Source organism: Candidatus Pantoea floridensis (assembly GCF_900215435.1).
GTDB lineage: Bacteria > Pseudomonadota > Gammaproteobacteria > Enterobacterales > Enterobacteriaceae > Pantoea > Pantoea floridensis.
The window spans coordinates 638,364-664,718 of the sequence record NZ_OCMY01000001.1 but is presented as its reverse complement, the minus strand read 5'-3'; the positions used below and the strand labels follow the sequence as shown (position 1 = coordinate 664,718).

The 26,355-nt window shown below is 52.6% G+C and carries 26 protein-coding genes; 16 read left to right on the top strand and 10 right to left on the bottom strand.

The window, feature by feature from the left end; translation table 11 throughout:
* Nucleotides 1–244 precede the first annotated feature (244 nt).
* The 4 genes from CRO19_RS03190 to nagB all read right to left on the bottom strand — a co-directional run bounded on the left by CRO19_RS03190 (nt 245) and on the right by nagB (nt 4,277).
* Nucleotides 245–997, bottom strand: coding sequence for an HAD-IIA family hydrolase (locus CRO19_RS03190; protein ID WP_097094577.1), 753 nt, complete (start codon nt 995–997; stop codon nt 245–247).
* 41 nt (nt 998–1,038) lie between these two features.
* Entirely contained in the window at nt 1,039–2,259 is a 1,221-nt protein-coding gene (nagC, locus tag CRO19_RS03185; RefSeq protein WP_097094576.1) for a DNA-binding transcriptional regulator NagC, read from the bottom strand.
* Between the two features lie 7 nt (nt 2,260–2,266).
* Nucleotides 2,267–3,415 (bottom strand): N-acetylglucosamine-6-phosphate deacetylase, encoded by a 1,149-nt coding sequence (gene nagA, locus CRO19_RS03180; protein WP_097094575.1) that lies wholly within the window; start codon nt 3,413–3,415, stop codon nt 2,267–2,269.
* A 61-nt stretch (nt 3,416–3,476) separates the two neighbouring features.
* On the bottom strand, nt 3,477–4,277 hold the full coding sequence (nagB, locus tag CRO19_RS03175; RefSeq protein ID WP_097094574.1) for a glucosamine-6-phosphate deaminase: 801 nt from the start codon (nt 4,275–4,277) through the stop codon (nt 3,477–3,479).
* A 343-nt stretch (nt 4,278–4,620) separates the two neighbouring features.
* On the opposite strand from nagB, the gene nagE reads away from it, so the two are divergent.
* The 3 genes from nagE to CRO19_RS03160 all read left to right on the top strand — a co-directional run bounded on the left by nagE (nt 4,621) and on the right by CRO19_RS03160 (nt 9,099).
* Nucleotides 4,621–6,648 carry an N-acetylglucosamine-specific PTS transporter subunit IIBC gene (gene nagE, locus CRO19_RS03170; protein ID WP_097097570.1) on the top strand — a complete coding sequence of 676 codons (2,028 nt, stop codon included), beginning with the start codon at nt 4,621–4,623 and terminating at the stop codon, nt 6,646–6,648.
* 152 nt (nt 6,649–6,800) lie between these two features.
* Nucleotides 6,801–8,468 carry a glutamine--tRNA ligase gene (glnS, locus tag CRO19_RS03165; protein WP_097094573.1) on the top strand — a complete coding sequence of 556 codons (1,668 nt, stop codon included), beginning with the start codon at nt 6,801–6,803 and terminating at the stop codon, nt 8,466–8,468.
* 235 nt (nt 8,469–8,703) lie between these two features.
* Nucleotides 8,704–9,099, top strand: a complete 396-nt coding sequence (locus tag CRO19_RS03160; RefSeq protein ID WP_097094572.1) for a hypothetical protein — start codon at nt 8,704–8,706, stop codon at nt 9,097–9,099.
* 60 nt (nt 9,100–9,159) lie between these two features.
* Here the strand turns inward: CRO19_RS03160 and fur are convergent, their stop codons facing one another.
* The 4 genes from fur to ybfF all read right to left on the bottom strand — a co-directional run bounded on the left by fur (nt 9,160) and on the right by ybfF (nt 11,836).
* Entirely contained in the window at nt 9,160–9,609 is a 450-nt protein-coding gene (gene fur, locus CRO19_RS03155; RefSeq protein WP_058962149.1) for a ferric iron uptake transcriptional regulator, read from the bottom strand.
* A gap of 354 nt (nt 9,610–9,963) precedes the next feature.
* A complete protein-coding gene (fldA, locus tag CRO19_RS03145) occupies nt 9,964–10,494 on the bottom strand; it encodes a flavodoxin FldA (protein WP_097094570.1) in 531 nt (176 codons plus the stop codon).
* A gap of 136 nt (nt 10,495–10,630) precedes the next feature.
* On the bottom strand, nt 10,631–10,906 hold the full coding sequence (gene ybfE, locus CRO19_RS03140; RefSeq protein WP_007890670.1) for a LexA regulated protein: 276 nt from the start codon (nt 10,904–10,906) through the stop codon (nt 10,631–10,633).
* A 165-nt stretch (nt 10,907–11,071) separates the two neighbouring features.
* On the bottom strand, nt 11,072–11,836 hold the full coding sequence (gene ybfF / locus CRO19_RS03135; RefSeq protein WP_097094569.1) for an esterase: 765 nt from the start codon (nt 11,834–11,836) through the stop codon (nt 11,072–11,074).
* A gap of 248 nt (nt 11,837–12,084) precedes the next feature.
* Here ybfF and seqA point away from each other — a divergent pair, with 248 nt between their 5' ends.
* Entirely contained in the window at nt 12,085–12,624 is a 540-nt protein-coding gene (gene seqA, locus CRO19_RS03130; RefSeq protein ID WP_097094568.1) for a replication initiation negative regulator SeqA, read from the top strand.
* 24 nt (nt 12,625–12,648) lie between these two features.
* Nucleotides 12,649–14,289, top strand: a complete 1,641-nt coding sequence (pgm, locus tag CRO19_RS03125; protein WP_097094567.1) for a phosphoglucomutase (alpha-D-glucose-1,6-bisphosphate-dependent) — start codon at nt 12,649–12,651, stop codon at nt 14,287–14,289.
* A 39-nt stretch (nt 14,290–14,328) separates the two neighbouring features.
* On the opposite strand, the gene kdpE is transcribed toward pgm, so the two are convergent.
* On the bottom strand, nt 14,329–15,003 hold the full coding sequence (kdpE, locus tag CRO19_RS03120) for a two-component system response regulator KdpE (RefSeq protein WP_097094566.1): 675 nt from the start codon (nt 15,001–15,003) through the stop codon (nt 14,329–14,331).
* 246 nt (nt 15,004–15,249) lie between these two features.
* Here kdpE and CRO19_RS03115 point away from each other — a divergent pair, with 246 nt between their 5' ends.
* The 11 genes from CRO19_RS03115 to nei all read left to right on the top strand — a co-directional run bounded on the left by CRO19_RS03115 (nt 15,250) and on the right by nei (nt 24,544).
* A complete protein-coding gene (locus CRO19_RS03115; RefSeq protein WP_097094565.1) occupies nt 15,250–15,450 on the top strand; it encodes a YbfA family protein in 201 nt (66 codons plus the stop codon).
* 151 nt (nt 15,451–15,601) lie between these two features.
* A complete protein-coding gene (locus CRO19_RS03110) occupies nt 15,602–16,558 on the top strand; it encodes a YbgA family protein (protein ID WP_097094564.1) in 957 nt (318 codons plus the stop codon).
* A gap of 12 nt (nt 16,559–16,570) precedes the next feature.
* Complete coding sequence (gene phrB / locus CRO19_RS03105; protein ID WP_097094563.1) at nt 16,571–17,998, top strand: deoxyribodipyrimidine photo-lyase; 1,428 nt, start codon at nt 16,571–16,573, stop codon at nt 17,996–17,998.
* Nucleotides 17,999–18,016: 18 nt separating this feature from the next.
* Nucleotides 18,017–18,760: a type 2 GTP cyclohydrolase I gene (locus CRO19_RS03100; RefSeq protein WP_097094562.1), complete on the top strand. Its 744-nt coding sequence runs from the start codon at nt 18,017–18,019 to the stop codon at nt 18,758–18,760.
* A gap of 216 nt (nt 18,761–18,976) precedes the next feature.
* Nucleotides 18,977–19,633, top strand: a complete 657-nt coding sequence (gene pxpB / locus CRO19_RS03095; protein WP_097094561.1) for a 5-oxoprolinase subunit PxpB — start codon at nt 18,977–18,979, stop codon at nt 19,631–19,633.
* Nucleotides 19,627–20,559 (top strand): 5-oxoprolinase subunit PxpC, encoded by a 933-nt coding sequence (gene pxpC / locus CRO19_RS03090; protein ID WP_097094560.1) that lies wholly within the window; start codon nt 19,627–19,629, stop codon nt 20,557–20,559. The genes pxpB and pxpC overlap by 7 nt, the downstream gene beginning before the upstream one ends.
* Nucleotides 20,549–21,286, top strand: coding sequence for a 5-oxoprolinase subunit PxpA (gene pxpA / locus CRO19_RS03085; protein ID WP_097094559.1), 738 nt, complete (start codon nt 20,549–20,551; stop codon nt 21,284–21,286). The genes pxpC and pxpA overlap by 11 nt, the downstream gene beginning before the upstream one ends.
* A 58-nt stretch (nt 21,287–21,344) precedes the next feature.
* On the top strand, nt 21,345–22,073 hold the full coding sequence (locus CRO19_RS03080; protein ID WP_097094558.1) for a DUF969 domain-containing protein: 729 nt from the start codon (nt 21,345–21,347) through the stop codon (nt 22,071–22,073).
* Nucleotides 22,073–23,089 carry a DUF979 domain-containing protein gene (locus CRO19_RS03075; protein ID WP_097094557.1) on the top strand — a complete coding sequence of 339 codons (1,017 nt, stop codon included), beginning with the start codon at nt 22,073–22,075 and terminating at the stop codon, nt 23,087–23,089. Before CRO19_RS03080 ends, CRO19_RS03075 begins: the two co-directional genes overlap by 1 nt.
* A 7-nt stretch (nt 23,090–23,096) precedes the next feature.
* On the top strand, nt 23,097–23,744 hold the full coding sequence (gene pcp, locus CRO19_RS03070) for a pyroglutamyl-peptidase I (RefSeq protein ID WP_097094556.1): 648 nt from the start codon (nt 23,097–23,099) through the stop codon (nt 23,742–23,744).
* Nucleotides 23,745–23,755: 11 nt separating this feature from the next.
* A complete protein-coding gene (gene nei / locus CRO19_RS03065) occupies nt 23,756–24,544 on the top strand; it encodes an endonuclease VIII (RefSeq protein ID WP_097094555.1) in 789 nt (262 codons plus the stop codon).
* A 51-nt stretch (nt 24,545–24,595) separates the two neighbouring features.
* Here the strand turns inward: nei and CRO19_RS03060 are convergent, their stop codons facing one another.
* The gene (locus CRO19_RS03060) at nt 24,596–25,879 is read right to left on the bottom strand and encodes a citrate synthase (RefSeq protein ID WP_097094554.1); all 1,284 of its coding nucleotides are present in this window, start codon (nt 25,877–25,879) and stop codon (nt 24,596–24,598) included.
* Between the last annotated feature and the right edge of the window lie 476 nt (nt 25,880–26,355).

Sequence of the window (26,355 nt, the reverse complement as noted above, 5' to 3'; positions counted from 1 at the left end):
AAGAAAATGCGCTAAGTGGTGGTGTTAACGCAAGTGAAATTGCGATTCTTTGATAAAAAGAATGTTGAGTTGTCGGTAATGTTGAATTTTATTCAATTTAAAGGTAGTTATTTTAGATGTTGTCTAATCTATTTGCAGTATTGCTCATCTTGTGAGCAGAAGATAAGTGACAGGGAGGTGGAGCCGTGTAATAAAAACAAAAGCCCTGCGGGTGCAGGGCTATATGATGACGTAATGGCTGGATTCAGAAAAGATCGATATCAGCGACTGACGGATAAATCCAATCAGGGCGGAATGGCATGGCATCAATGTCACTCAACGTTGAAACGCCGGACAGCACCAAAATGGTTTCCAGACCGGCCTGGAAGCCAGCCAAAATGTCAGTACGCAGATTATCGCCAACAATCACCGTCTCTTCCGAATGTGCATGCATTTTGTTTAAAGCGGCGCGCATGATGTACGGGCTGGGTTTGCCCACATAAAACGGTTTGCGGCCAGAGATGGTTTCAATCCCGGCACATAGTGCACCGCAGGCAGGCACAAAGCCGCGCGCGTGCGTGTCAGGATTGGTGGCAATAAAGCGTGCGCCGTTGGCGACGAAAAAGGCGGCTTTATGCATCATATCCCAATTAAACGAGCGTGTTTCCCCTACGATGACGAAATCGGGATTGACGTCGGTGATGGTAAAACCGGCTTTATAGAGTTCGTGAATGAGCGCGCCTTCGCCAATCACGTAGGCTTTTTTCCCCTCCTGACGCTTGAGGAAGTCAGCCGTGGCCATCGCCGAGGTGTAAAACACCGAATCGGGCACTTCAACGCCTGCGTTGGCAAAGCGGTTAGCCAGATCCAGCGCCGTTTGCGACGGATAGTTGGTCAGCACGACCAGCGGCATCTCCTTCGCCAGAATACGCTGCAGAAACTCATTTGCGCCGGGAACGGCGGTATTGTCGTGCATCAACACGCCGTCGATGTCACAGATTACGCTTTTAATCGTCATAGATTGCATCCGGTCGGGCCTGCCAAAGGGCAGGCTGGTGATTACTCTTCCAGAAGATGTTGCAACAGAATGCCATTCAGCATAGCGCGTTTTGCCAGCGCAAAAGCGCCAATTGCTGAGCGATGATCGAGCTCAGAACGCACCACCGGAAGATTCTTACGGAAGGCATTGAGCGCTTGCGTATTAATGCAACCTTCAATAGCGGGGAACAGCACTTTATCGGCTTCGGTGATTTCACCGGCCAGTACCACTTTTTGTGGGTTGAACAGGTTAATGGCTATGGCAATTGCCTTGCCCAGATAGCGGCCAACATATTCAATCACTTCGCAAGCCAACGCATCGCCATGATTAGCTGCACGGCAAATTTGTGGCATTGAACAATCGTTCAGTGTGAGCGAGCTGGGATAGCCTTGATTAAGCAGGTGTCGCACCCGGTTTTCAATCGCGCCGTTAGCAGCAATGGTTTCCAGACAGCCAAAGTTGCCGCAGTGGCAGCGCTCGCCTAATGGATCAACCTGGATATGGCCAATCTCACCAACGTTACCATTACTGCCAAGAAAGATATGTCCGTTGGCGATAATGCCGGCACCAGTACCCCGATGTAAACGCACCAGAATGGAGTCTGCGCAATCGCGACTTGCACCAAAGTAGTGCTCAGCAAGTGCCAGACTGCGGATATCATGACCAACAAAGCTCGTGACGTTAAAGCGTTTCTTGAGGTTGGAAACCAGCGGCCAATGGCTTACCGCGATATGCGGCATGTAACGAATGATGCCGTTAATCGGATCGACCAATCCTGGGAGAATAACCGCGATGGCGATCAGCTCATGGATTTTACGCTGATGTGCTGCCATAAAAGCGCTGATGGCATTGAATAACGCATTTTCCAGCGTTTCCTGAGTGCGTTCTGGCAGGGGATAATCTTCCTGCGCCAATGACTTTCCGCTGAGATCAAATAACGTTAAGGTCGCGTCATTGCGCCCCAGGCGCACGCCGATAGTATGAAAATGACGGGTTTCGGTGATGATGGAGATTGCGCGGCGTCCACCGGTGGAGGCTTGTTGCTCCACCTCTTTGATGAGCCCGCGCTCAATAAGCTGGCGAGTAATTTTGGTGACACTGGCGGGCGCAAGTTGACTGTGTTCGGCAATCTGAATGCGCGAAATGGGCCCTTGTTGATCTATTAACCGATAAACGGCTGCACTGTTGAGTTGTTTGACAAGATCGACATTTCCTATTTGAGACTGGCCGCCAGTGGTCATTCAATACTTACTCGCTGAGGACGTTGTCTCCATTGACTAACGTCTTAGTGATTTGATAATCGCGGGTAAAGACAGTCAGGTTAGCGACTTTTCCTGCTTCAACTGTACCTAACTGTTTCTCCACACCCATCGCCTGCGCCGGATAAAGCGTTGCCATACGCAGCGCTTCATCAAGAGCGATACCACAATGTTCCACGCTATTTTGTACTGCTTCAATCATGGTTAACGCAGAACCACTGAGCGTACCGTTTTCATCAACGCACAGACCATCACGATAGTATATTGTTTTGCCTGCAAAAATGAATTGATCAATCGAAGCGCCTGCTGGTGCCGTAGCATCGGTCACTAACACCAGTTTGTCGCCTTTGATGCGTTTTGCATTGCGCACATTAGCGTAATGGACATGTAAACCATCTGCAATGATGCCGCAGTATACATCAGGTGAATCAAACAGCGCACCGATCAGTCCGGGTTCGCGCCCTGCAAACGTCGGCATCGCATTATAAAGATGCGTAGCAAAACTCACGCCCGCGCTAAAGCCCGTTTTGGCTTCTTCATAGGTGGCATTTGAATGGCCAGCAGAGACGATAATGCCTGCATCGCGCAGTTGACGGATCACCTCGCTACCTGCATTTTCAGGAGCCAATGTCACTTTAGTGATGACGTCGGCATTCGCACAGAGGAAATCCACCAGCGCGGTATCCGGCAGGCGAATCAGTTCAGGATTGTGCGTGCCTTTCTTGGCTTTATTCAACCACGGACCTTCAAGATGCAGGCCCAGCGCCTGATGCTGATGTTTTGCCAGGTAGGCGCGCATGGTTTCAATTGCGCGTTTCATCAGCGCATCGGTACTGGTAATTAACGTTGGTAAATAACTGGTGCAGCCCGATTTTTCATTGGCACGCTGCATGATCTCTAACGTCTCAACGCTGAGTGCATTGATATCATCGTTAAACTGCACACCGCCGCAGCCGTTAAGCTGCAGATCAATAAAACCAGGAGCGATAAACGCACCAGCCACATCCTGCTGTGCAATTGACGCGTCCAGGGCAGCGCGTGGGCACACGCGCTCAATCAGGCCATTCGCAATCACGACCGCATGATTGTCCAGAATCTCATGACCAGTAAAAATCCGGCCGTTTACTAATGCGTACATCGTTTATCTCTCCCGGCTAGGCCTGCCGCTTATCAGCAGCAGGTTTTAATACAATGTGTTCTCACACACCCTTCATGTTTTCCGCTTCCATTTCGCGGAAATATTTCACGGTTTTCACTTTAAGTTCCATGGTGGCTGGTTCGTCACAGACCACGACAGATTTGGCATGCAGCTGAAGGCAGCTGATGGTCCACATATGATTAACGTTACCTTCAACAGCGGCCTGCAGAGCCTGTGCCTTCAGATGACCCGTAACCAGAATCATCACTTCTTCAGCATCCAGTAATGTGCCAACACCCACGGTCAGCGCATATTTTGGCACTTGATCCACATCACCGTTAAAGAAACGAGAGTTTGCGATGCGCGTGTCGTGCGTCAGGGTTTTGATGCGAGTACGGGATGAAAGGGAAGAGGCCGGTTCATTGAAAGCGATGTGACCATCGTTACCTACGCCGCCCATAAACAGGTTAATTTTACCGTAGGAGCGGATCTTCTCTTCGTATTGGCGACATTCTGCGTCAATATCTTCCGCATTGCCATTGAGCAGATTGATATTTTGCTCTTGAATATCAACATGATCGAAAAAGTTGCGGTACATAAAGCTGTGATAGCTTTCTGGATGCTCTTTGGGCAGACCTACGTATTCATCCATATTGAAGGTCACAACATGTTTGAAACTGACCTGGCCCGCTTTGTGCATGTCAATCAGGTGCTTGTAGGCTTCCAGCGGCGTTCCACCGGTGGGTAAGCCCAACACGAAAGGACGTTCTGCGCTAGGCTTAAACGCATTAATGCGGTTAACAATATGGCGTGCAGCCCATTTACCCACTTGGGTCGGTGTGGCCAAAGGGATCAGTCTCATGTCTTCACCTCAGTTAAGATTGGAAATGTGGAGTTGCCTTTTCGCTGACAGTTACCTGTCCTTAAGCGTAATGCGTTTAAGCGTAGCCATCCGGGAAAAGTGCGCCTCGATATTTTTCATCATAAAATAAGTTTGTGGTGCTGGCTAGCATTTCGCGTGATCAAACCACCAATTTGGTGATTAAAGTCACAGTTGTAACGGTTTTAATTTGCGAGGCGAATTAATTTATCTTTACACTGCGCATCGTGGTGAAAAGTGTCATCAAGGTACCGGGCGACGGGATAATAAAATCAACCTGCGCTACGGCAAAACGCCAGTCTCATAGGGGGAGAATAAGGTGAGTATTCTAGGATATCTGCAAAAGGTCGGCCGCGCGCTTATGGTGCCGGTAGCGACTTTGCCGGCAGCGGCAATCTTGATGGGCGTTGGGTATTGGATTGATCCAGACAGCTGGGGCGCAGGTAATGCGCTGGCGGCACTGCTGATTAAATCCGGCTCAGCTATCATCGACAATATGTCAGTGCTGTTTGCCATTGGTGTGGCATACGGTATGTCTAAAGATAAAGACGGTGCAGCGGCATTAACGGGCTTTGTAGGTTTCCTGGTGGTAACCACACTCTGCTCGCCGGCTGCGGTAGCAATGATTCAGAAAATGCCGGTGGAGCAGGTTCCTGCCGCCTTCGGTAAAATTAATAACCAGTTTGTCGGTATCCTTGTGGGTATCCTCTCTGCTGAAGTCTATAACCGCTTCAGTCACGTTGAGCTGCCAAAAGCGCTGTCGTTCTTTAGCGGCCGCCGTCTGGTTCCAATCCTGGTCTCATTCCTGATGATCGTGGTTGCGTTCATCCTGATGTATATCTGGCCGCTCATTTTCGGTGGACTGGTGAGCTTTGGTGAACACATTCAGAAAATGGGGTCAGTGGGTGCGGGTATCTACGCCTTCTTTAACCGTCTGCTGATTCCTGTTGGCCTGCATCACGCACTGAACTCTGTATTCTGGTTCGACGTTGCAGGTATTAACGATATTCCTAAGTTCCTCGGCGGCGCGCAGTCTATCGCTGAAGGTACCGGTATTCCGGGTATTACCGGTCGTTATCAGGCGGGCTTCTTCCCAATCATGATGTTTGGTCTTCCTGGTGCTGCGCTGGCAATTTATCACTGCTCACGCCCTGAAAACCGCGCCAAAGTCGGCGGGATCATGCTGGCAGCGGCATTTGCAGCCTTCTTTACCGGTATTACCGAACCGCTGGAGTTCTCCTTCATGTTCGTGGCACCGGTACTGTATGTGATTCACGCAGTACTGACCGGCATCTCGGTATTCATCGCCGCAAGCATGCATTGGATTGCCGGTTTCGGCTTCAGTGCGGGTCTGGTTGATATGGTGCTGTCAACGCGCAACCCGCTGGCCGTACATTGGTGGATGCTGATTCCGCAGGGCTTGGTATTCTTCGTTATCTACTATGCGGTGTTCCGTTTCACTATCCAGAAATTCAACTTGTTAACACCGGGCCGTGAACTCTCAGCCGGCGATGAAACCGATGGTTATGACGTTAATGTCGATACCACTGGCAACGGTGAAAGCCAAACTGAGTCTCTGGCGCGTCGTTATATTGCGGCGATAGGTGGCTCTGAAAACCTCACCAACATTGATGCCTGCATTACCCGTCTGCGTCTGAATGTGAAAGATTCCGCTCAGGTGAATGAGGGCGTCGCTAAACGTCTGGGCGCATCTGGCGTGATTCGCCTGAACAAGCAGAGCGTACAGGTCATCGTTGGTACTCAAGCTGAGAGCATTGCTACGGCAATGAAAACAGTATTGAGCAAAGGCCCGGTTGCCGCATCGGTGGTGACATCAGCTGCAGCACCTGCTCCAGTGGCAAAACCACAGGCAGTGTTGAACTCTGAGAAGGCGGTAATCGCCACGCTGCTGGCGCCGGTAACAGGCGACATCGTTGCGTTGGAAAATGTGCCGGATGAAGCCTTTGCGAGCAAAGCGGTCGGCGATGGCCTGGCAATCAAGCCAACGGACAAAACTGTCGTTGCGCCAACCGCCGGTACCGTGGTGAAAATCTTCAATACCAACCATGCGTTCTGCCTTGAAGCGGAAAACGGCGTTGAGATTGTGGTGCACATGGGGCTGGATACGGTAGCGCTGGAAGGTAAAGGCTTTACGCGTCTGGTAGAAGAGGGGGCAACGGTAACTGCAGGTCAGCCAATCCTGGAAATGGATCTGGATTTCCTCAACGCCAATGCACGCTCGATGATCAGTCCGGTCGTTGTAAGCAATAGCGATGATTTTGCCGGTCTGAATATCCTTGCAACAGGTTCAGTGGTTGCAGGTCAGACTCCGCTGTATGAGGTTAAAGGCTAAGTCCTTGTGATTGGTCAGAAGGCAGGAAGCAATTCCTGCCTTTTTTTGTTTTAAAACGACCAACAAACGGTTGTTTCCCGCCTGCGCTTTGTGGATCATACTCCGTTACTTCGTGGTACAAATCACCCGCTATAGTTTTTGAGGATTTTGAGATGAGTGAGGCTGAAGCCCGCCCAACGAACTTTATTCGTCAGATCATCGACGAAGATTTGGCGAGCGGTAAGCACAATAGTGTGCATACCCGTTTCCCGCCTGAGCCCAATGGTTATCTGCATATTGGCCATGCGAAATCAATCTGCCTGAACTTTGGTATTGCGCAAGACTACCAAGGCCAGTGCAATCTGCGTTTCGACGACACCAACCCAGTGAAAGAAGATCTGGAGTTTGTCGAATCCATCAAGCATGACGTGCAATGGCTGGGCTTTGAGTGGAGCGGCAACATTCGTTACTCCTCAGATTACTTCGACCAACTCTTTAACTACGCCGTTGAGCTGATCAATAAAGGTCTGGCCTATGTCGATGAATTATCGGCAGATGAGATCCGTGAATACCGCGGTTCGCTGACTGCACCAGGCAAAAACAGCCCTTATCGCGATCGCAGCGTGGAAGAGAACTTAGCGCTGTTCCAGAAAATGCGCGACGGTGGTTTTGAAGAGGGTAAAGCCTGCCTGCGTGCCAAAATTGATATGGCCTCTAGCTTCATTGTGATGCGCGATCCTGTGCTGTATCGCATTAAGTTTGCCGATCACCATCAGACTGGCAGCAAGTGGTGCATCTATCCAATGTACGACTTCACGCACTGCATTTCGGACGCCATTGAAGGCATTACGCATTCACTCTGCACACTTGAATTCCAGGATAACCGACGCCTGTACGATTGGGTGCTGGATAACATCACCATTCCTGTGCATCCGCGTCAGTACGAGTTCTCCCGTCTGAATCTGGAATACGCGGTGATGTCGAAGCGTAAACTGACGCAGTTGGTGAGCGAGAAGGTTGTGGAAGGTTGGGACGATCCGCGTATGTTGACCGTTTCTGGTCTGCGTCGTCGTGGCTACAGCGCCGCATCAATCCGCGAATTCTGCCGTCGTATCGGTGTGACTAAGCAGGATAATATCGTCGAGATGGCATCACTGGAGTCGTGCATTCGTGACGATCTCAATGAAAACGCGCCGCGTGCGATGGCAGTTATGGATCCACTGAAAGTGGTAATTGAGAACCTGCCAGCTGGGCATGAAGAGATCATCAGCATGCCAAATCATCCGAACAAACCGGAGATGGGCACGCGTGAAGTACCGTTCAGCCGCGAAGTGTGGATTGATCGCGCAGACTTCCGTGAAGAAGCCAACAAGCAATACAAACGTTTGGTGCTGGGCAAAGAAGTACGTCTGCGTAACGCTTACGTGATTCGTGCTGAACGCGTGGCGAAGGATGATGAAGGTAATATCACCTGCATCTACTGCACATGTGATGTGGACACGTTAAGCAAAGATCCTGCTGATGGTCGTAAAGTGAAAGGCGTTATTCACTGGGTGTCTGCGATTCACGCGCTACCGGCGGAATTCCGTCTGTACGATCGTCTGTTCAGTGTGCCAAATCCGGGAGCGGCAGAGGATTTCCTCACCACCATCAACCCGAACTCGCTGGAAACTAAACAGGGCTTCGTTGAGCCAGGCTTGCGTGCTGCTGAGCCAATGGCGCCATATCAGTTTGAGCGCGAAGGCTATTTCTGTGCTGACAGCGTCTATTCGCAGCCGTCCCAATTGGTGTTTAACCGCACCGTAGGTTTGCGTGACACCTGGGCAAAAATCGGCGAATAATCTTTTTTGCTGATAGTACGATAAGATCATGAAAGGGCGAGCAATCGCCCTTTTTTATTGTCTGCATTTGGCAATGGGCAATCAATTATTCTGCATGCCAGTTAATAGGTTTCTTATGTCGTTTACGACTATTCTGACTTTAGAAAAATTAATCCATTTGGCCGTGTGAAAAACTTTTTTTCAGGTAGGCTATGCGCTCTTAGACGTTGCTTCGCGGGTTACCAAAGGAAAAAAAATGACAAGTCTCGCTCTGGAAGCCAAGCACAGTGTGGTTGTTTTACATCAACTTATCGAACGTATTTTCAATCAGGTCGAAGGCAGTGATGACAGCATCGACCTGTTTTTGTCGCACTTTCATCCCGAATTTAAAATGGTGACACCGCAAGGTAAACAGTTGGATCTTAATGAGATGGAAGCGCTGTTTCGCCAGTTAAATGGTCAACGCGAAGGTATGCGGATTGCGACCAGCGAGCACGCCATCATCTCGCAGCAAAGTGAGGAAGTGACGATTCAGTATCGTGAATTACAAATGATGAATGGCATCAATCAGAGCCGTATTTCACTGGCGGTTCTTGATTGCAGCACCAGCATTCCACGCTGGCGTTACCTGCAAGAAACCCTCATTGCCTGAATTCAGGTATAAAAAAACCGGCTCAAGCGCCGGTTTTTTTATACTGCATAGCACACTTAATTACTTATCGTGGAGCGTCTCGTCTTCGCGGCAGTCTCCCAGAGCACAGTGACCGTACAAGTACAGACTGTGGTTGCTGAGTTTGATACCGTGGCGAGTGGCAATTTCACGCTGGCGCGTTTCGATTGATTCATCGCTGAATTCGATAACCTTGCCACAATCCAGGCAGATCAGGTGATCGTGATGGTGCTGCTGGGTCAGTTCGAACACGGATTTACCGCCTTCGAAGTTATGACGGGTTACGATGCCCGCGTCGTCAAACTGGTTAAGAACGCGATATACCGTGGCCAGACCAATCTCTTCGCCCATATCAATCAGGCGTTTATACAAATCTTCCGCACTGACGTGATGGGACTCGGGTCCGGGTCCCTGAAGCACTTCCAGAATTTTCAGTCTGGGGAGCGTGACTTTCAGGCCAGCCTTCTTCAATGCGGAGTTGTTGTCAGTCATGCGGATATTGTCCTGTTACTTTGCTAGTCACTTGCGGCGCAGGGGCCTTGAATGTTTAGGTCAACGCGCATTCTCATTTGCGTCTCATTATAGAACTCAAGCAGTGAAATGAAAACCAAGGCAACGTCCTTAATCAATAAAGAGGGTAAGGATAATGTCACTAACGTCTTCAAGACCGGTAAGTTTTGGATTCCATTTCACTCAGCCTCATTCTACAGCCAGAGGAATAAGCGGATGACCATTGCGGGTATTCTACAGATTTGCGGGGAAAAGTTAAAAAACCGTAGCTATTATTTTTATAGGAAATTCCGTTACCCGATGTGAGATAGCGCCCACATCGGGCAGAGAAGGGGATTAGGCTTCAATAATCTCTTTCAGCTGCAGCTCATCGAAGATCTGTTTCACCCATTTCTCAACGCGTTCATTGGTCAGTTCGGGTTGACGATCTTCGTCAATCGCCAGACCGAGGAAGTGTTTATCATCGGCCAAACCTTTAGATGCTTCAAAATGGTAGCCTTCGGTAGGCCAGTGGCCGACGATAACGGCACCATTTGGCTCGATGATGTCGCGAATGGTACCCATCGCGTCGCAGAAGTATTCGGCGTAATCTTCCTGATCGCCACAACCAAACAGTGCTACCAGCTTGCCATTGAAATCAATCTCTTCCAGCGTTGGGAAGAAATCATCCCAGTCACACTGCGCTTCGCCATAATACCATGTCGGGATGCCCAGCAGCAGGATGTCGAATGCATCGAGATCTTCTTTGGTGCTCTTAGCAATGTCATGCACTTCGGCGACATCTTTACCCAGTTGTTTCTGGATCATTTTTGCAATGTTTTCAGTGTTGCCGGTATCGCTGCCGAAGAAAATGCCTACGATTGCCATGGGTTAGGTAACCTCTTAAATCCTGATTGTGAAAGTAAGTCAGTTGACTGCACAGTTATGCGAATAATAGCAGACCGGTAAAAAGTGCGGAACTTGTAAAGCCGTGACTTTTGTTCCAGCGTGCGGTCTGGGCACGCTACGACAGTTTGAGCTGTGCCAGCAGCATTTGTTCAATCAATTCGCTGCGACTGATGTTTTGCTGATCGGCCAGCGTACTGAGCGCGTCAACCGCCTCGCTGGACATTTTCAGCTCAACACGACGCAACCCACGCACTTTATCGCGCTTGAGCTGATTACGTTTATTGATGCGTAGCTGTTCATCACGCGTCAACGGGCTAGTTTTCGGGCGACCAGGACGCCGCTCGTCTGCGAAGAGATCAAGCGTGGTGCGGTCTGTCTGTTCTTTTGCCATGGTTTGTAAAACTGAGTGGGCGCGAACGGCGGAAAGGCGCTGCGCGATTAAAACATTATCGGCCCGACCACGGTAAAAATATCCGTGGCAAATTTTTAGCGCGACATCATACTCCAGCGTCTTCCCTGACGCCAACCCTAAAGCACGCGCGGCAAGCTTTTGCTTTTACAGATTAAAAAACCGCCGAACCGCGCGCAAAACCGCATCAGGTTTCTCGGCATGCACCCAATGTCCGGCCCCGCTGATAACGTGTGCATGTGCCTGAGGGAATTGACGCAGCAGCGCATCGCGATGCTGATTATCCAGATAAGGCGAGTCACCGCCGCGAATAAACAGCGCCGGATGTGGCCAGGCAGGCACCTCTTCCCAACCGGAAATGGTGGTGTAATTATCCCACAGCACCGGCACGTTAAAGCGCCATTCACCTTCGACGAACGACTTGAGGATGAACTGAATCACGCCGTCCTCATTAATATGCTGACGCATTACCTCTGCCGCTTCACTACGACGCGTGACGCCAGCGGTAGTAACGGCTCGGATGGCGGCAAAAATTTCGTCATGGCGGCGCGTTTGATAATCAACGGGCGCGATATCGATCATCACCATTTTCTCAATGCGTTCAGGCGCAATAGCGCTCAGCGCCATAGCAACTTTCCCTCCCATCGAATGACCGATAACGCCAGCGCGATCAATGTTGTACGCATCCAGCGTTTCAACAATATCCTGTGCCATAACGTGATAATTCATCACGTCGCTGCGTGCGGACAAACCATGGTTACGAACATCAACCTGCAGCGTTGGGCGGGCATCACGTACGCCACGCGCCAGCACGCCAAGGTTATCGAGGCTGCCAAAAAGACCATGAATTAACAGAATCGGTGTGGCAGCGGGAGCAGATTGTTCAGTTTGCAGACGGGCGTTCAAAATCATGGCTAAAGTTCTTACGGTTGTGACCTTGGCTTAGGTTATCATGGATTCACCTGTCCAGCAGTCAGGCCGGTGGGCATTAGGGCATATTCCGACTTTTGCCCGTAAACGTTGCCAACGCTATCGGCTGCCACGGATTTAACTTTATAATCCTTATGTTAGAACCCGCTCACATTTTGCACGACTGGATTTTGCTAAGGCCGTTGCACTACTGCGTGGTTCTGTCATTTGCCAGAATCGTACGGAAAAAGATGAAAACGATTGAAGTTGACGAAGAACTCTACCGTTATATTGCCAGCCACACGCAGCACATTGGTGAAAGCGCCTCCGACATTTTGCGCCGCATGTTGAAGTTTACCGCCGGCCAGAGCGCACCGGCTGCGCCTGCCGTTGGTACGTCAGGGAAAGATGCACAGCCAGCCAGCCGCGAAGCGCGTCCTCAGGATCGTGTCCGCGCCGTGCGTGAACTGCTGCTTTCCGACGAATATGCCGAGCAAAATAAGGCGGTTAACCGCTTCATGCTGGTACTGTCAACGCTCTATCGTCTTGATCCGGCTGCGTTTGCTGAAGCTACAGCTTCGCTTCAGGGCCGTACCCGCGTCTATTTTGCGGGCGACGAGCACACGCTGCTGCAAAATGGCACCCATACCAAGCCGAAGCATGTTCCCGGCACGCCGTACTGGGTGATCACGAATACCAATACAGGTCGCAAATGCAGCATGGTGGAACACATCATGTTGGCTATGCAGTTCCCACAGGAACTGACAGAGAAAGTTCGCGGCACCATTTAACTGAAGCGTCAGGGAGAAGCGCCAATGGCCAATCACCCCCGTGCCGGGCAGCCTGCCCAGCAGAGCGATTTGATTAACGTTGCACAATTAACCTCGCAGTATTACGTCCTGAAGCCCGATGTGGCGAATCCGGATCATGCGGTGAAATTTGGCACTTCAGGCCACCGCGGTAGCGCGGGACGCCATAGCTTCAACGAACCGCACATTTTGGCGATTGCCCAGGCGATTGCTGAAGAGCGCAAAAAGAATGGCATCACCGGGCCGTGCTACGTCGGTAAAGATACGCACGCGCTGTCTGAGCCGGCGATTTTGTCAGTGCTGGAAGTGCTGGCAGCCAACGGCGTTGATGTGATCGTGCAGCAGGATAACGGCTATACGCCGACGCCTGCGATCTCTAACGCCATTCTTGAGCACAACAAACGCGGTGGCGCGCAGGCGGACGGCATCGTTATCACGCCTTCGCACAACCCACCGGAAGATGGCGGTATCAAATACAATCCGCCAAACGGTGGACCGGCAGATACCAACGTCACCAAAGTGGTGGAAGACCGAGCTAACCAACTGATTAAAGGCGAGCTGAAGGACGTTAAGCGTCTGCCGCTGGATCAGGCGTGGGCAAGCGGTCACATCGTCGAGCAGGATCTGATCCAGCCATATGTTGAAGGTTTGGCGCAGGTGATCGATTTCGCGGCCATCCAGAAAGCGGGCCTGAAAATCGGCGTCGATCCATTAGGCGGCTCGGGTATTGCTTACTGGCAGCGCATTGCTGAGCACTACAAACTCGATCTGACCATCGTCAACGATGCGATTGATCAGACTTTCCGCTTCATGCATCTGGATAAAGATGGCGTGGTGCGTATGGACTGTTCGTCCGAATGCGCGATGGCCGGTTTGCTGGCCTACAAAGACAAATTCGATTTGGCCTTTGGTAACGACCCCGATTACGACCGCCACGGCATTGTCACGCCAGCCGGTCTGATGAACCCGAACCACTATCTGGCGGTAGCGATCAACTACCTGTTCCAGCATCGTCCACAGTGGGGCAAAGAGGTTGCCGTGGGTAAAACGCTGGTTTCCAGCGCGATGATCGACCGTGTAGTCAACGACATTGGCCGTAAGCTGGTGGAAGTGCCGGTTGGCTTCAAATGGTTCGTTGATGGCCTGTTCGATGGCAGCTTCGGTTTCGGCGGTGAAGAGAGCGCAGGTGCTTCCTTCCTGCGTTTTGACGGCTCAGCCTGGTCAACCGACAAAGATGGCATCATTCTGTGCCTGCTGGCCGCAGAAATCACGGCAGTAACCGGTAAGAACCCGCAGCAGCATTATGATGAACTGGCTGCGCGCTTTGGTGCGCCAAGCTACAACCGTCTGCAGGCACCCGCAACCTCAGCTCAGAAAGCAGCGCTGTCTAAGCTCTCGCCTGAAATGGTAAGCGCGGATACGCTAGCGGGTGATCCAATCACTGCACGCTTGACTGCTGCACCGGGTAACGGCGCGTCAATCGGTGGTCTGAAAGTGATGACGGAAAACGGCTGGTTTGCCGCACGTCCGTCAGGCACGGAAGACGCCTACAAAATCTACTGCGAAAGTTTCCTGGGTACTGAGCATCGTCAGCAGATCGAGAAAGAAGCGGTTGAGATTGTTAGCGAAGTATTGAAGAACGCCTGATTGAGCTTTGCAGAAAAAGGCCGCTTAGCGGCCTTTTTTTTATGGCATAAATCGGTAACCAATGCCGGTTTCGGTGAGTAAATGGCTGGGCTGCGTGGGATTGGTTTCCAGCTTCTGACGCAAATGTCCCATGTAGATGCGCAGGTAGTGGCTATGCTCCACGGCGTTTGGCCCCCAAACCTGATTAAGCAATTGACGTTGTGTCAGCACTTTTCCGGCATTATTCAGCAACAAGCTAAGCAGGCGGAACTCAATGGGCGTTAGATGAACTTCCAGCTCATTGCGCAATACGCGCCGCGCGGCCAAATCAACACTTACCTCGCCAAATTTCACCACCGGCTCTGGCTGGCTGCTTTGATGACGTCGCAGCGCCACGCGCACGCGCGCCAGTAATTCGCCAATGCCAAAGGGCTTGGTTAAATAATCATCAGCTCCCGCATCCAGCGCATCAATCTTATCTTGCTCGTCGCTGCGGGCCGAAAGGACAATAACCGGCATGCTGCTCCACTGGCGCACTTCACGAATAAAGTCGTTGCCATCGCCATCGGGCAACCCGAGATCAAGAATAACCAGATCGGGCTTACGCGTTGCCGCTTCAATCAGGCCCCGCTGAAGCTGTTCCGCTTCCACAATCTTTAGGCCTTCGCTCTCCAGCGCCAGGCGCACGAAACGGCGAATTTCTTTTTCATCTTCCACTATCAAGATGGTCGTCACGCTGCCTCCAGCGGCAAAAAAGTTAACGCATCACTTTACCAATAAAGCGGCCCGGCGTCCGTCATGATGTTTTTAACTCATTTGATTCTAAATTTTCACAATTATGTAACTAACTTTCACCCCCAAGGGAAATTGACCGAAAAAAGATCAAATAAAGTGGTCGGATGAGTAGTAAAATTACACAATCAGGCGTAATATCTGCGTTAGATCACATTTCAACGCAATATTTACCACGAGGGGGCAAAGATGTATCAGGCATATCCACTCTATAAAATCATGCTACGCCGTGTGCTGGTGGTATCAATCGGTTTGCTGGCGCTACCCGTTATGCTGTTCCGTCAGGATCGGGCGCGCTTTTACAGTTATCTGCACCGCATGTGGTGTAAAACCAGCACCAAGCCTGTTTGGCTAGCCCAGACGGAAGCCGCGGCAGGTATTCACTGGTAAGCGGTTTGTACACTCAATAACCCGACGACTTCGCCTGAAGCGTCGGGTTTTTTTATCGTAAATTTTCACCTCTCCTTATCTCTGACGCTGTTATCCCATCTCATTTCAGCTACACTTAAAACCTCTACAAGATTTACGAGGTTGTACAAGTATGAGCGAGAAAATTCCTGTTGGTATCAGCGCTTGCCTGCTCGGGGATAACGTCCGATTTGATGGCGGCCATAAACGCTTTGCCTTCGCCACAGATGAACTCGTGCCATTTGTGCGCTTTGAGCCAGTATGTCCTGAAATGGCAATTGGCTTGCCTACGCCACGTCCGGCATTACGGTTGGTAAAAGAGGGCGACGACAACATTCATCTTTGTTTCAGTAAAGATGGCGGAGAAGAAGTCACCGCTGAAATGCAGCGCTGGTCCGCTGAGCGTGTGAAGTCTTTGCATCATCTTTGCGGCTATATTCTTTGCGCCAAATCGCCAAGTTGCGGGCTGGAGCGCGTGCGGGTTTATGAGCCTGAAACCAATAACAACCGTAAGGCTGGTACCGGTATGTTTACTGCTTTCTTGCAAAAAGAGATGCCGTGGCTGCCTTTGGAAGAGGATGGTCGCCTGCACGACGATGCCATCCGAGAAAACTTCATCGGACGCGTTTATGCGCTGCATGAATTTAACCAGATGTGGCGCAGTGGCCTTTCGCGCCACAAGTTGATGGCATTTCACAGCCGCTACAAATTACTGCTGCTTTCGCATGCGCAGGATGAGTACCGTGAAATGGGGCGTTTTGTGGCGGCCATGGATCAGTGGGATTCGCTGGAAGATTACGCCTTCGAGTATCGCAATCGCCTGATGCATCTGATGTCCCACCAGGCATCGCGCCGCAATCACACCAACGTGCTGATGCACGTGCAAGGCTATTTCCGTCCGCAGCTGAGTTCGCCGCAGCGTCAGGAGTTGGCGCAGTTGATCGATCGTTATCGTCTCGGCGTGCAGCCGTTGCTAGCACCAATCACCATGTTGAAACACTACATGGCGGAATATCCGCATCCGTGGCTGGCTCAGCAACGTTACTTTGATCCCTATCCAGAAGCGCTACGTTTGCGCTACGGGCAATAATTTCGGGGTTTTATGACCACCCACTTAGTTTGGTTGCGTAACGATCTGCGCATTAACGATAACAGCGCGCTAGCTGCTGCCTGCCGCGACGGCGATGCCAGAGTAGTGGCGCTGTTTATCGCTACTCCGAAGCAATGGCAACAGCATCACATGGCGCCGAAGCAAGCGGAGTTTATCCATAAAAATCTCTGTTTGTTGCAAGCGTCATTGGCTGAGCGCGGCATCCCTTTGCATTACCATCAGTGTGATGACTTTGCTGCCTCGGTTGAGTATCTGGCTCAATTTTGTCAGCAGCAGCAAGTCGAAGCGCTCTATTACAACTACCAGTATGAAATTAACGAACGCGAACGCGATGCGCTCGCTGAAAAACGGCTTGATGCGCAGGGTGTGATTTGTCAGGGTTTTGACGACAGTTTGCTATTGCCGCCGGGAAGTGTACAAACCGGTAACGGCACCATGTTCAAAGTGTTCACCCCGTTCAGCAAAGCCTTTGTACGCCGCCTGCATCAAGGCCTGCCGGAATGCTATCATGCGCCGAAAGCGCGATCGGGCGCGCCTATCAGAATCGAAAAGAAGATTCCTGCCTTTGACTACCCCTGTGAAGCCTTTGATGAAAGCGGGTTTCCGGCGGGAGAAGAGGCGGCGTTAAACCAGCTGCGCCATTTCGCCAAACAGGCGGTGCAACATTATCCGGAACGACGTGATCTTCCGGCCATTGATGGTACCAGCCGTTTATCGGCTTACCTGGCGATTGGCGTGCTGTCGCCGCGTCAGTGTCTACATCGCGTACTTAAAGAGCATCCTGATGCGCTCAACGAAGGCAAGGCGTTTACCTGGTTAAATGAGTTGATCTGGCGTGAGTTTTACCGCCATTTGATGGTGGCCTTTCCGGCGCTGTGCAAGCATCAGCCTTTTGTTGACTGGACGCGCAACGTAGGTTGGCAAAAGAACCAAGCGCATTTAACGGCGTGGCAGCAGGGAAAAACCGGCTATCCCATCGTAGATGCAGCGATGCGCCAGCTCAACACGCTCGGCTGGATGCACAATCGCCTGCGCATGATTACCGCCAGTTTTCTGGTGAAGGATTTGCTGATTGACTGGCGTGAAGGTGAACGTTACTTCATGCAGCAACTGATCGATGGTGATCTGGCGGCCAATAACGGCGGCTGGCAATGGGCGGCGTCAACCGGAACCGATGCCGCGCCTTATTTCCGCATTTTCAATCCCACGACCCAAGGCGAGCGCTTCGATAAACAGGGCGACTTTATTCGCCAGTGGCTGCCAGAGCTGAGCGCGGTGCCAGACAGTGATATCCACCAGCCGCAGCTTTGGGCGCAGAAAAACCATAAGAAACTCGATTATCCCGCGCCAATCGTGGAACATAAGGACGCACGTAAAAAGACACTAGACGCCTTTGAGCGCGCTCGCAGCGCGGCTTGAAGCGATCAGGGAGCCGTAATGAACAATGTTGAATTAGAACAGATCGTCAACCAGCAGCTTAACACCAGCGCCTTCAGCGATTACGCACCGAACGGTTTGCAGGTTGAAGGACGCGCCGAAGTAAAGACCCTCATCACCGGCGTTACCGCTTGTCAGGCGCTACTGGATGAAGCGGTGAAGCGTAATGCTGATGCGGTACTGGTGCATCACGGCTACTTCTGGAAGAGTGAAGCACCGGTGATTAAAGGCATGAAGCGCCAGCGCTTGCGAACGCTGCTGGCCAATGATATCAACCTGTACGGCTGGCATCTGCCACTGGATGCGCATCCCGAGTTGGGTAACAACGCGCAACTGGCGCGTCTGTTTGATATTGAAGTTAAAGGCGACATTCAGCCGCTGGTGCCGTGGGGCGAACTGGCTGAACCGCTGAGCGGTGCGGCATTGGCGGAAAAGATTGCCCAGCGTTTAGGCCGTACACCGCTGCACTGCGGCGATAATGCGCCAGCGCTAATTAAACGCGTTGCCTGGTGCAGCGGCGGCGGTCAGGGCTTTATCGATAGCGCGGCGGCATTCGGCGTCGATGCTTTCATCACTGGCGAAGTTTCTGAACAAACCATCCACAGCGCACGTGAGCAAGGATTGCACTTCTTTGCTGCCGGACATCACGCGACCGAGCGTGGTGGAATCAAGGCGCTGGGCGAGTGGTTAGCCGCACACCATGGTCTCGATGTGACCTTTATCGATATCGATAATCCTGCCTGATTCTTCTTTTCTCACGCCCTTAACACGCGTTAAGGGCGCAAATCTGTTGACACAACTCTGTCACTTTCGCATAACTTATTGCCTTTACGCATAAACGCGTACCCGGTCGCCATCATGGTACCCCTATAACTAAAGGGGGAAGGTTGTGTAGGACGCGCATTATTGCGCACCTTAATTATCTGTTTTTTTTGACATATTTTTACCAGGAGGTCGTTTTTGCAACGAGCACGTTGTTATCTGCTAGGTGAGCGCGCGGTGGTGCTGGAGCTAGAACCTCCTGTTTCCCTCACCAGCCAGCAGCGCATCTGGGGATTGTGTCAGCGACTGCAGCACAATGAGCAGGTGGAAGAAGTCATTCCCGGCATGAATAACCTGACGTTGCTGCTGCGCGATCCGCAACAAAATGCGCTCGATGCCATTGAACGCTTGCAGCAATGGTGGGAGGAGAGCGAAGCGCAGCTGCCAGAATCGCGCCGGGTAGAAATCCCGGTGGTGTACGGCGGCGCGGGTGGCCCGGATTTGCCGCTGGTGGCGGATCGCGCCAGCATGACGCCCAAACAAGTGGTGGAACTCCATAGCAGCATTGATTACGTGGTTTATTTCATCGGCTTCCAGCCTGGTTTTCCTTATCTCGGTGGACTGGATGAGCGTTTACATACGCCGCGCCGCGCCGAGCCGCGTGTGATTGTCCCAAGCGGCTCGGTGGGCATTGGCGGTAGCCAAACCGGTATTTATCCGTTGGCTGCACCTGGCGGCTGGCAGTTGATTGGTCATACGCCGCTCAGCCTATTTGATCCCTTGCAGCAGCCGCCAACGTTGTTACGTCCCGGCGATAGCGTGCGCTTTGTGCCGCAGCAGGAGGGCATATGTTAAGAATTCTTCGCGCGGGCATGATGACCTCGCTGCAGGATCAGGGGCGCACCGGTTTTCGGCAATATGGCATTAGCGTAGGTGGCGCCTTGGATCAACCGGCGATGCGCACGGCCAATATGCTGGTGGGCAATCCGCAGCAGAGTGCGGTGCTGGAAATTGTGCTTGGCCAGTTCAAAGCGCAGTTTACTCGCGATGGCTGGTTTGCCCTGACGGGGGCTGGCTGTAATGCCGATCTGGATGGCAAACCGGTCTGGACCGGCTGGCGACTGCCGGTGAAAAAAGGTCAGGTGCTGTCGCTGGCAACGCCCACACGCGGCATGCGCAGCTATCTGGCGGTAAACGGTGGCTTTGCCGCGCCGGAAATGCTCGGTTCGGTCAGTACCGATCTCAAGGCGGCCTTTGGCGGCTGGCAGGGACGAAAATTACAAGACGGAGACGAATTGCCTTTAGGTAAACCCACGCGTGACTTTAAAGACAAAGCTGGCGTGCGCCAACTGCTGTGGGGCAATCGCATTCGCGCGCTGGCGGGCCCGGAATACAGCGAATTCAGCCGTGAAGCGCAGCAGGGTTTTTGGCGCAGCCCGTGGAAGCTTAGCCCACAAAGCAACCGCATGGGCTATCGCCTGCAGGGGCGCGAGCTGAAGCGCGATGCGACACGCGATTTGCTGTCACACGGATTGGTGCCAGGCGTGATACAGGTCCCGCCCAACGGTCAACCGATCGTATTGATGGCAGACGCGCAGACCACCGGCGGCTATCCGCGTATTGCCTGCATCATCGAAGCCGACCTCTATCACCTGGCGCAAATTCGCCTTGGGGAACCTATCCACTTTATTCATTGCACGCTGGAAGACGCCATCAGCGCCAAGCAGCATCAACAACGTTCGTTCGACCAAATAGCCTGGGGGCTGGGACATGAAGATTGATCTTAACGCCGATCTTGGCGAGGGCAGTGCCAGCGATCGGGAGCTGCTGACGTTGGTCAGTTCAGCCAATGTCGCCTGCGGCTTCCACGCCGGCGATGCACAAACCATGCTGCAATCGGTGCGTTGGGCGAAAGCCTCAGGCGTGGCGATTGGCGCGCACCCGAGTTTCCCCGATCGTGAAAACTTTGGCCGCACCTCGATGCAGCTGCCGCCAGAAACCGTATATGCACAGCTGATTTACCAGATTGGAGCACTGAAAAGTATTGCCGAAAGCGAAGGCGAGCGTCTGGTACACGTTAAGCCACACGGCATGCTTTACAACCAGGCGGCGGGCGACCCGCAGCTGGCGGATGCTATTGCGCGTGCGGTAAAAGCGGTAGATGACGGATTGATCCTGGTTGGGCTGGCGGGCAGCGCATCTATTGCGGCGGCTGCCCACCATGGTTTGCGCACCCGCGAAGAGGTGTTTGCTGACCGAGGCTATCTGGCGAGCGGGGCGCTGGTACCCCGCAGTCAGCCCAATGCCATGATTGAGGATGCTGACCAGGCGCTGGCACAAACGCTGGCGATGGTGCAGCAGCGCCAGGTGCAAAGCATCAGCGGCGAATGGGTGAGCGTGAATGCTGAAACTGTCTGTCTACATGGCGATGGTGCACACGCACTGCAATTTGCCCGCACCTTGCGCGCGGCATTTGCGACAAATCAGATTGCGGTGACGAGCGCATAACGATTTTACTCATTGCCCGGCATCACGCCGGGCTTTGTATTTTTGACGAGGGAACAAGATGGACAACGTGGTAAATCTCTGGCCGTTACTTGGCATTGCCGCCATCATTCTGGGTTTTGTGCTGCGCTTTAACCCGGTGCTGGTAGTCATTGTCGCGGGTTTCGTCACCGGCCTGGCGGCGCATATGCCGTTAACGGATATTCTGGAAAAGCTCGGCTCCGGCTTCCTTAATACACGCAATCTTCCGCTGATTTTGCTGCTGCCCCTGGCGGTTATCGGTTTGCTGGAGCGTCATGGCCTGAAGGAGCGGGCGCAAAGCTGGATCGCGCAGATCAAAACGGCCACTGCAGGTCGTTTGCTGATCGTCTACCTGTTTGTGCGTGAAATTACCGCTGCGTTGGGCTTAACCAGCCTTGGCGGCCATCCGCAAATGGTGCGCCCGCTGCTGGCGCCGATGGCCGAAGGCGCAACGGAAAACCGTTACGGTGAGGTCTCGCCGGAGGTGCGTCATCGCCTGCGCGCGATGTCCGCCGCCACCGATAATATTGGTCTGTTCTTTGGTGAAGATATCTTTGTTGCCTTTGGTGCGATCATCTTTATGCACAACTTCATGCAGGAGTCTGCGGGAATTAGCACCGAGCCGCTGCATATCGCACTGTGGGGCATCCCCACCGCACTCTGCGCTTTCCTCATCCATTCGGCGCGTCTGGTGCGTCTTGACCGCCAGCTGTCGCGTGAACTGGGCGCGTTGAACCAGCAAGCTCTTAATGCCAAAGGAGGGCAGTAATGTTCCAGCAACAATATTTGATGTGGCTGGCAGGCGTGATCCTGCTGGTGGTTGCCGTTCTCTCCTGGCGTGATAGCGCCAATCCGCGCCGTTTTACTACCGGGCTTTTCTGGGCATTGTATGGCCTGATTTTTTTGATTGGCGACGGTGCTTATCAATTGATTGGGCAGTGGGCGGGTGATGCCGAACTGGGCCGCCGCGGGTTGCACATCGCCGTAGGCGTTGCCGTGGTGGTGATGGCGCTGATTGCCGGTTTCGGTGGCGTACGGCTGGGGCGTTATCATCAGCGCAGCGATGAGCAAAAACAGGAGAGCGCCAAACGTCTGCGTAATAAACTGTTCCTGCCAGCGCTGGCGATACCTTTGGTGACGGTAGTGGGTGTGCTGGCGTTCAACCATATTCCTGGTTTGCAGGAAAAAGTATTTGGACCCGGCAATCACTCCACGCTGGTGACGTTGTTCTCAATGATGATTGGCTGTCTGCTCGGCTGGCTGATTGCGTTGAACATCACCCACGAAAAACCGCTGCAGTCGATGCAGGAAACCCGCCGTCTGCTGGATGCGGTCGGCTGGGCGTTTATTCTGCCGCAGATTCTCGCCACGCTCGGCCTGCTGTTCACCAGCGCCGGTGTCGGCAGCGCGATTTCACACCTCACAGAGCAGTATCTGGCGGTGGATAATCGCCTGATTGCCGTGGCCGTGTATGCCATTGGCATGGCATTGCTAACCATGGTGATGGGCAATGCTTTCGCTGCGTTCCCGATTGTTACCGCCGGGATTGGTATTCCGATTCTGGTGCTGCAACACGGTGGCAATCCGGCGGTGATGGCAGCAATCGGCATGTTCTCCGGTTACTGCGGCACGTTAATGACACCAATGGCAGCCAACTTCAACATTGTACCGGCGCGCCTGTTAGAGTTGCCGGATCGTAACGCGGTGATCAAGGCTCAGGTACCAACCGGTGTGCTACTGTTGTTGGTAAATATTTTCCTGCTCTACTTCCTGATGTTCTTGTGAGGTCACAATGAAAACGGTGTTAATGACGGCGTTCGAGCCGTTTGGCGGTGAAAACATTAACCCTTCATGGGAGGCTGTACGCTCTTTTGATGGCAAAGAAATTGCTGGTGCGCGCATTGTGGTGCGCCAGCTGCCGGTGGTGTTTGCCACCTGCGGTGAAGTGCTGACGCGCGCGCTGGAAGAGATTCAGCCCGATCGCGTGCTCTGTGTTGGTCAGGCGGGGGGACGATCCGACATTACCGTTGAACGCGTCGCGATTAACGTTGATGATGCACGCATTCCGGACAACGACCAGCAGCAGCCAATCGATCAACCCATCGTGGCGGATGGCCCGGCGGCCTATTTCTCCACGCTGCCAATCAAAGCCATGGTTGCGGCCTTGCGTGAAGTGGGGGTGCCGGCTTCGGTATCGCAAACCGCCGGGACCTTTACCTGTAATCACGTGATGTACAGCCTGCTGCACTGGATTCACACCACGAACAGTAAGGCGCGCGGCGGTTTTATTCATATTCCGTATATGCCGGAACAAGCGGTGCATCATCCTGGTGTGGCAAGTATGGCAACCGCCAGCGTGATTAAGGCGCTGGAAACCTCGCTGCAGGTGGTTTTGAGTACCGAAAATGATATCCGCGTCGTCGGTGGCGCCACCCACTAACAGGAGTTGTTATGCCAGAGGGACCGGAGATCCGCCGCGCGGCGGATCAGCTGGCAGAGGCAATGGAAGGCAAGCCACTCACCGATGTGTGGTTTGCTTTTCCCGAGCTGAAAACCTACGAACCGGCGCTGATGGGAGCCACCGTCAACGCTTTTGAAACGCGCGGCAAAGCGCTGCTAACGCACTTCTCAAACGGCCTGACACTCTACAGTCACAATCAGCTGTACGGCGTCTGGCGCGTGGTGCCAACCGGCACGCAGCCGAATACCACGCGACAGCTGCGCGTGCGGCTCGCCAATGCCGATAAAACCATTTTGCTGTACAGCGCCTCAGACATTCAGTTGCTCAACGCTGATACCTTAGCGGCACATCCCTTTTTACAACGGGTTGGACCGGATGTGTTAGATGCCAGCTTAACCGTGGATGACGTGCGCGAGCGCCTGTTATCGCCGCGCTTTCGACGTCGTCAGTTCAGCGGCCTGCTGCTCGATCAGGCTTTTCTCGCCGGCTTGGGCAATTATCTGCGCGTGGAGATTTTGTGGCACGCTGGATTGCTGGCGTCGCATCGTGCGCAGGATTTAAGTGAGCAGCAGCTCACGGCGCTGAGTGAAGCGATGCTGGCGGTGCCGCGTTTGTCGTATCAGATGCGTGGCAGCATGAAGAAATATCACGAAGATGCCGCGTTTCGCTTTGAGGTGTTTCATCGTCAAGGCAAAAAATGTCGGCGTTGCGGGGCGGTGATTGAGAAGGGCGTATTGTCATCGCGGCCATTTTATTGGTGTCCGGGATGCCAGGTGTAGCGGTGCGATCTCGCGCACAATAAAAAAGGCGGCCATGTGGCCGCCTTTTGTTTATTTGTCCAGCGCCGAGGTAAATGGACGCTCGGTGTAACCGGTATACAGCTGACGCGGACGGGCAATTTTCATGCCTTCGTCGTGCATCTCTTTCCAGTGTGCAATCCAGCCCACGGTGCGCGCCATGGCGAAGATGACGGTAAACATGGAAGACGGAATACCCATCGCTTTCAGGATAATGCCTGAGTAGAAATCGACGTTTGGATAGAGTTTACGCTCGATGAAGTACGGGTCGTTCAGCGCAATATGTTCCAGCTCCATCGCCACTTCCAGCAGGTCATCTTTCATCCCCAGCTCGTTCAGCACTTCGTGACAGGTGTCGCGCATTACGGTGGCACGCGGATCGTAATTCTTATAAACGCGGTGGCCAAAGCCCATCAGACGGAACGAATCGTTCTTGTCTTTCGCACGTTTTACAAACTCTGGAATGTGCTCAACGGTGCTGATCTCTTCCAGCATGCGCAGTGTCGCTTCGTTGGCACCGCCGTGTGCCGGTCCCCACAGTGAAGCGATACCTGCGGCGATACAGGCAAACGGGTTCGCGCCGGAAGAGCCTGCGGTACGCACGGTTGAAGTTGATGCATTCTGCTCATGGTCGGCGTGCAGAATCAGAATACGGTCCATGGCGCGTTCCAGCACCGGGTTAACTTTGTACTCTTCGCACGGCGTGGCGAACATCATGTGCAGGAAGTTACCGGCATAAGAGAGGTCGTTGCGTGGATACACAAACGGCTGGCCGATGGAGTATTTGTAGCACATCGCTGCCATGGTCGGCATTTTCGATAGCAGGCGGAAGGCGGCGATTTCACGGTGACGCTCAATGTTGACGTCTAAAGAGTCGTGATAAAACGCGGCCAGCGCGCCAGTCACCCCACACATCACCGCCATTGGATGTGAATCGCGGCGGAAGCCGTGGAACAGTCGGGTGATTTGCTCGTGGATCATGGTGTGGCGGGTAACGATGGTGCGGAATTCTTCGAACTGAGCCTGGGTCGGGGCTTCGCCATTCAGCAAGATGTAACACACTTCAAGGTAATTAGAGTGGGTTGCCAGTTGGTCAATTGGGAAACCGCGGTGTAACAGAATGCCTTCATCACCATCAATGAAAGTGATTTTGGATTCGCATGACGCCGTAGAGGTGAAGCCGGGATCGAAGGTGAACAGGCCTTGTGAGCCAAGGGCGCGGACATCAACAACATCTTGTCCCAGCGTGCCTTGCATCACATCCAGTTCAACAGAAGTATTATCTTGTAGGGTTAGCGTCACTTTTTTATCTGTCATTATTTCGTCTCCATAGCGCCTTAGTAGGTAAGGATCTTAGACACCAGAATAGCCTTCATATTGCATAAAACCACAATCTTCACAGCATCACTCTGCGGTAACGTTTGTCGTGCAGGGTTACAGTGTGAACGCTGAATTTGGGCCATTCGGTGGCGTCGGGGCATGACATGCTGCACATCGCGGATGTTAAAGATCCTGTCACGACATAACTTCTTGGTAACCAATAACCTGATGCTTTGCATTGCTTGTAGTGGCAATGTTACATAACTTGAGCTTAGGGGAAAGTGTATCCCCATAACTTTTGTGCATCATAGGGCTTTAATGCGATTGTTTGTAACTGAAATGTTGATCTTTTGTCAAATCAGATAATTAAAAATGTATGAATTGTGAAATTCGTGAGGATGATCACTGTTCAGCCTAAATGTGACCAAAGAGATTGTAGGGGAATTGTAATCAGAATGTGATCCTCCTATACT

Excerpts from the sequence above, each read along its gene's own strand:
- CRO19_RS03190 (WP_097094577.1), bottom strand. The coding sequence starts at position 997 with ATGACGATTAAAAGCGTAATCTGTGACATCGACGGCGTGTTGATGCAC.
- nagC (WP_097094576.1), bottom strand. The coding sequence starts at position 2,259 with ATGACCACTGGCGGCCAGTCTCAAATAGGAAATGTCGATCTTGTCAAA.
- nagA (WP_097094575.1), bottom strand. The coding sequence starts at position 3,415 with ATGTACGCATTAGTAAACGGCCGGATTTTTACTGGTCATGAGATTCTG.
- nagB (WP_097094574.1), bottom strand. The coding sequence starts at position 4,277 with ATGAGACTGATCCCTTTGGCCACACCGACCCAAGTGGGTAAATGGGCT.
- glnS (WP_097094573.1), top strand. The coding sequence starts at position 6,801 with ATGAGTGAGGCTGAAGCCCGCCCAACGAACTTTATTCGTCAGATCATC.
- CRO19_RS03160 (WP_097094572.1), top strand. The coding sequence starts at position 8,704 with ATGACAAGTCTCGCTCTGGAAGCCAAGCACAGTGTGGTTGTTTTACAT.
- fur (WP_058962149.1), bottom strand. The coding sequence starts at position 9,609 with ATGACTGACAACAACTCCGCATTGAAGAAGGCTGGCCTGAAAGTCACG.
- fldA (WP_097094570.1), bottom strand. The coding sequence starts at position 10,494 with ATGGCAATCGTAGGCATTTTCTTCGGCAGCGATACCGGCAACACTGAA.
- ybfE (WP_007890670.1), bottom strand. The coding sequence starts at position 10,906 with ATGGCAAAAGAACAGACAGACCGCACCACGCTTGATCTCTTCGCAGAC.
- ybfF (WP_097094569.1), bottom strand. The coding sequence starts at position 11,836 with ATGATTTTGAACGCCCGTCTGCAAACTGAACAATCTGCTCCCGCTGCC.
- seqA (WP_097094568.1), top strand. The coding sequence starts at position 12,085 with ATGAAAACGATTGAAGTTGACGAAGAACTCTACCGTTATATTGCCAGC.
- pgm (WP_097094567.1), top strand. The coding sequence starts at position 12,649 with ATGGCCAATCACCCCCGTGCCGGGCAGCCTGCCCAGCAGAGCGATTTG.
- CRO19_RS03115 (WP_097094565.1), top strand. The coding sequence starts at position 15,250 with ATGTATCAGGCATATCCACTCTATAAAATCATGCTACGCCGTGTGCTG.
- CRO19_RS03110 (WP_097094564.1), top strand. The coding sequence starts at position 15,602 with ATGAGCGAGAAAATTCCTGTTGGTATCAGCGCTTGCCTGCTCGGGGAT.
- phrB (WP_097094563.1), top strand. The coding sequence starts at position 16,571 with ATGACCACCCACTTAGTTTGGTTGCGTAACGATCTGCGCATTAACGAT.
- CRO19_RS03100 (WP_097094562.1), top strand. The coding sequence starts at position 18,017 with ATGAACAATGTTGAATTAGAACAGATCGTCAACCAGCAGCTTAACACC.
- pxpC (WP_097094560.1), top strand. The coding sequence starts at position 19,627 with ATGTTAAGAATTCTTCGCGCGGGCATGATGACCTCGCTGCAGGATCAG.
- pxpA (WP_097094559.1), top strand. The coding sequence starts at position 20,549 with ATGAAGATTGATCTTAACGCCGATCTTGGCGAGGGCAGTGCCAGCGAT.
- CRO19_RS03080 (WP_097094558.1), top strand. The coding sequence starts at position 21,345 with ATGGACAACGTGGTAAATCTCTGGCCGTTACTTGGCATTGCCGCCATC.
- CRO19_RS03075 (WP_097094557.1), top strand. The coding sequence starts at position 22,073 with ATGTTCCAGCAACAATATTTGATGTGGCTGGCAGGCGTGATCCTGCTG.
- pcp (WP_097094556.1), top strand. The coding sequence starts at position 23,097 with ATGAAAACGGTGTTAATGACGGCGTTCGAGCCGTTTGGCGGTGAAAAC.
- nei (WP_097094555.1), top strand. The coding sequence starts at position 23,756 with ATGCCAGAGGGACCGGAGATCCGCCGCGCGGCGGATCAGCTGGCAGAG.
- CRO19_RS03060 (WP_097094554.1), bottom strand. The coding sequence starts at position 25,879 with ATGACAGATAAAAAAGTGACGCTAACCCTACAAGATAATACTTCTGTT.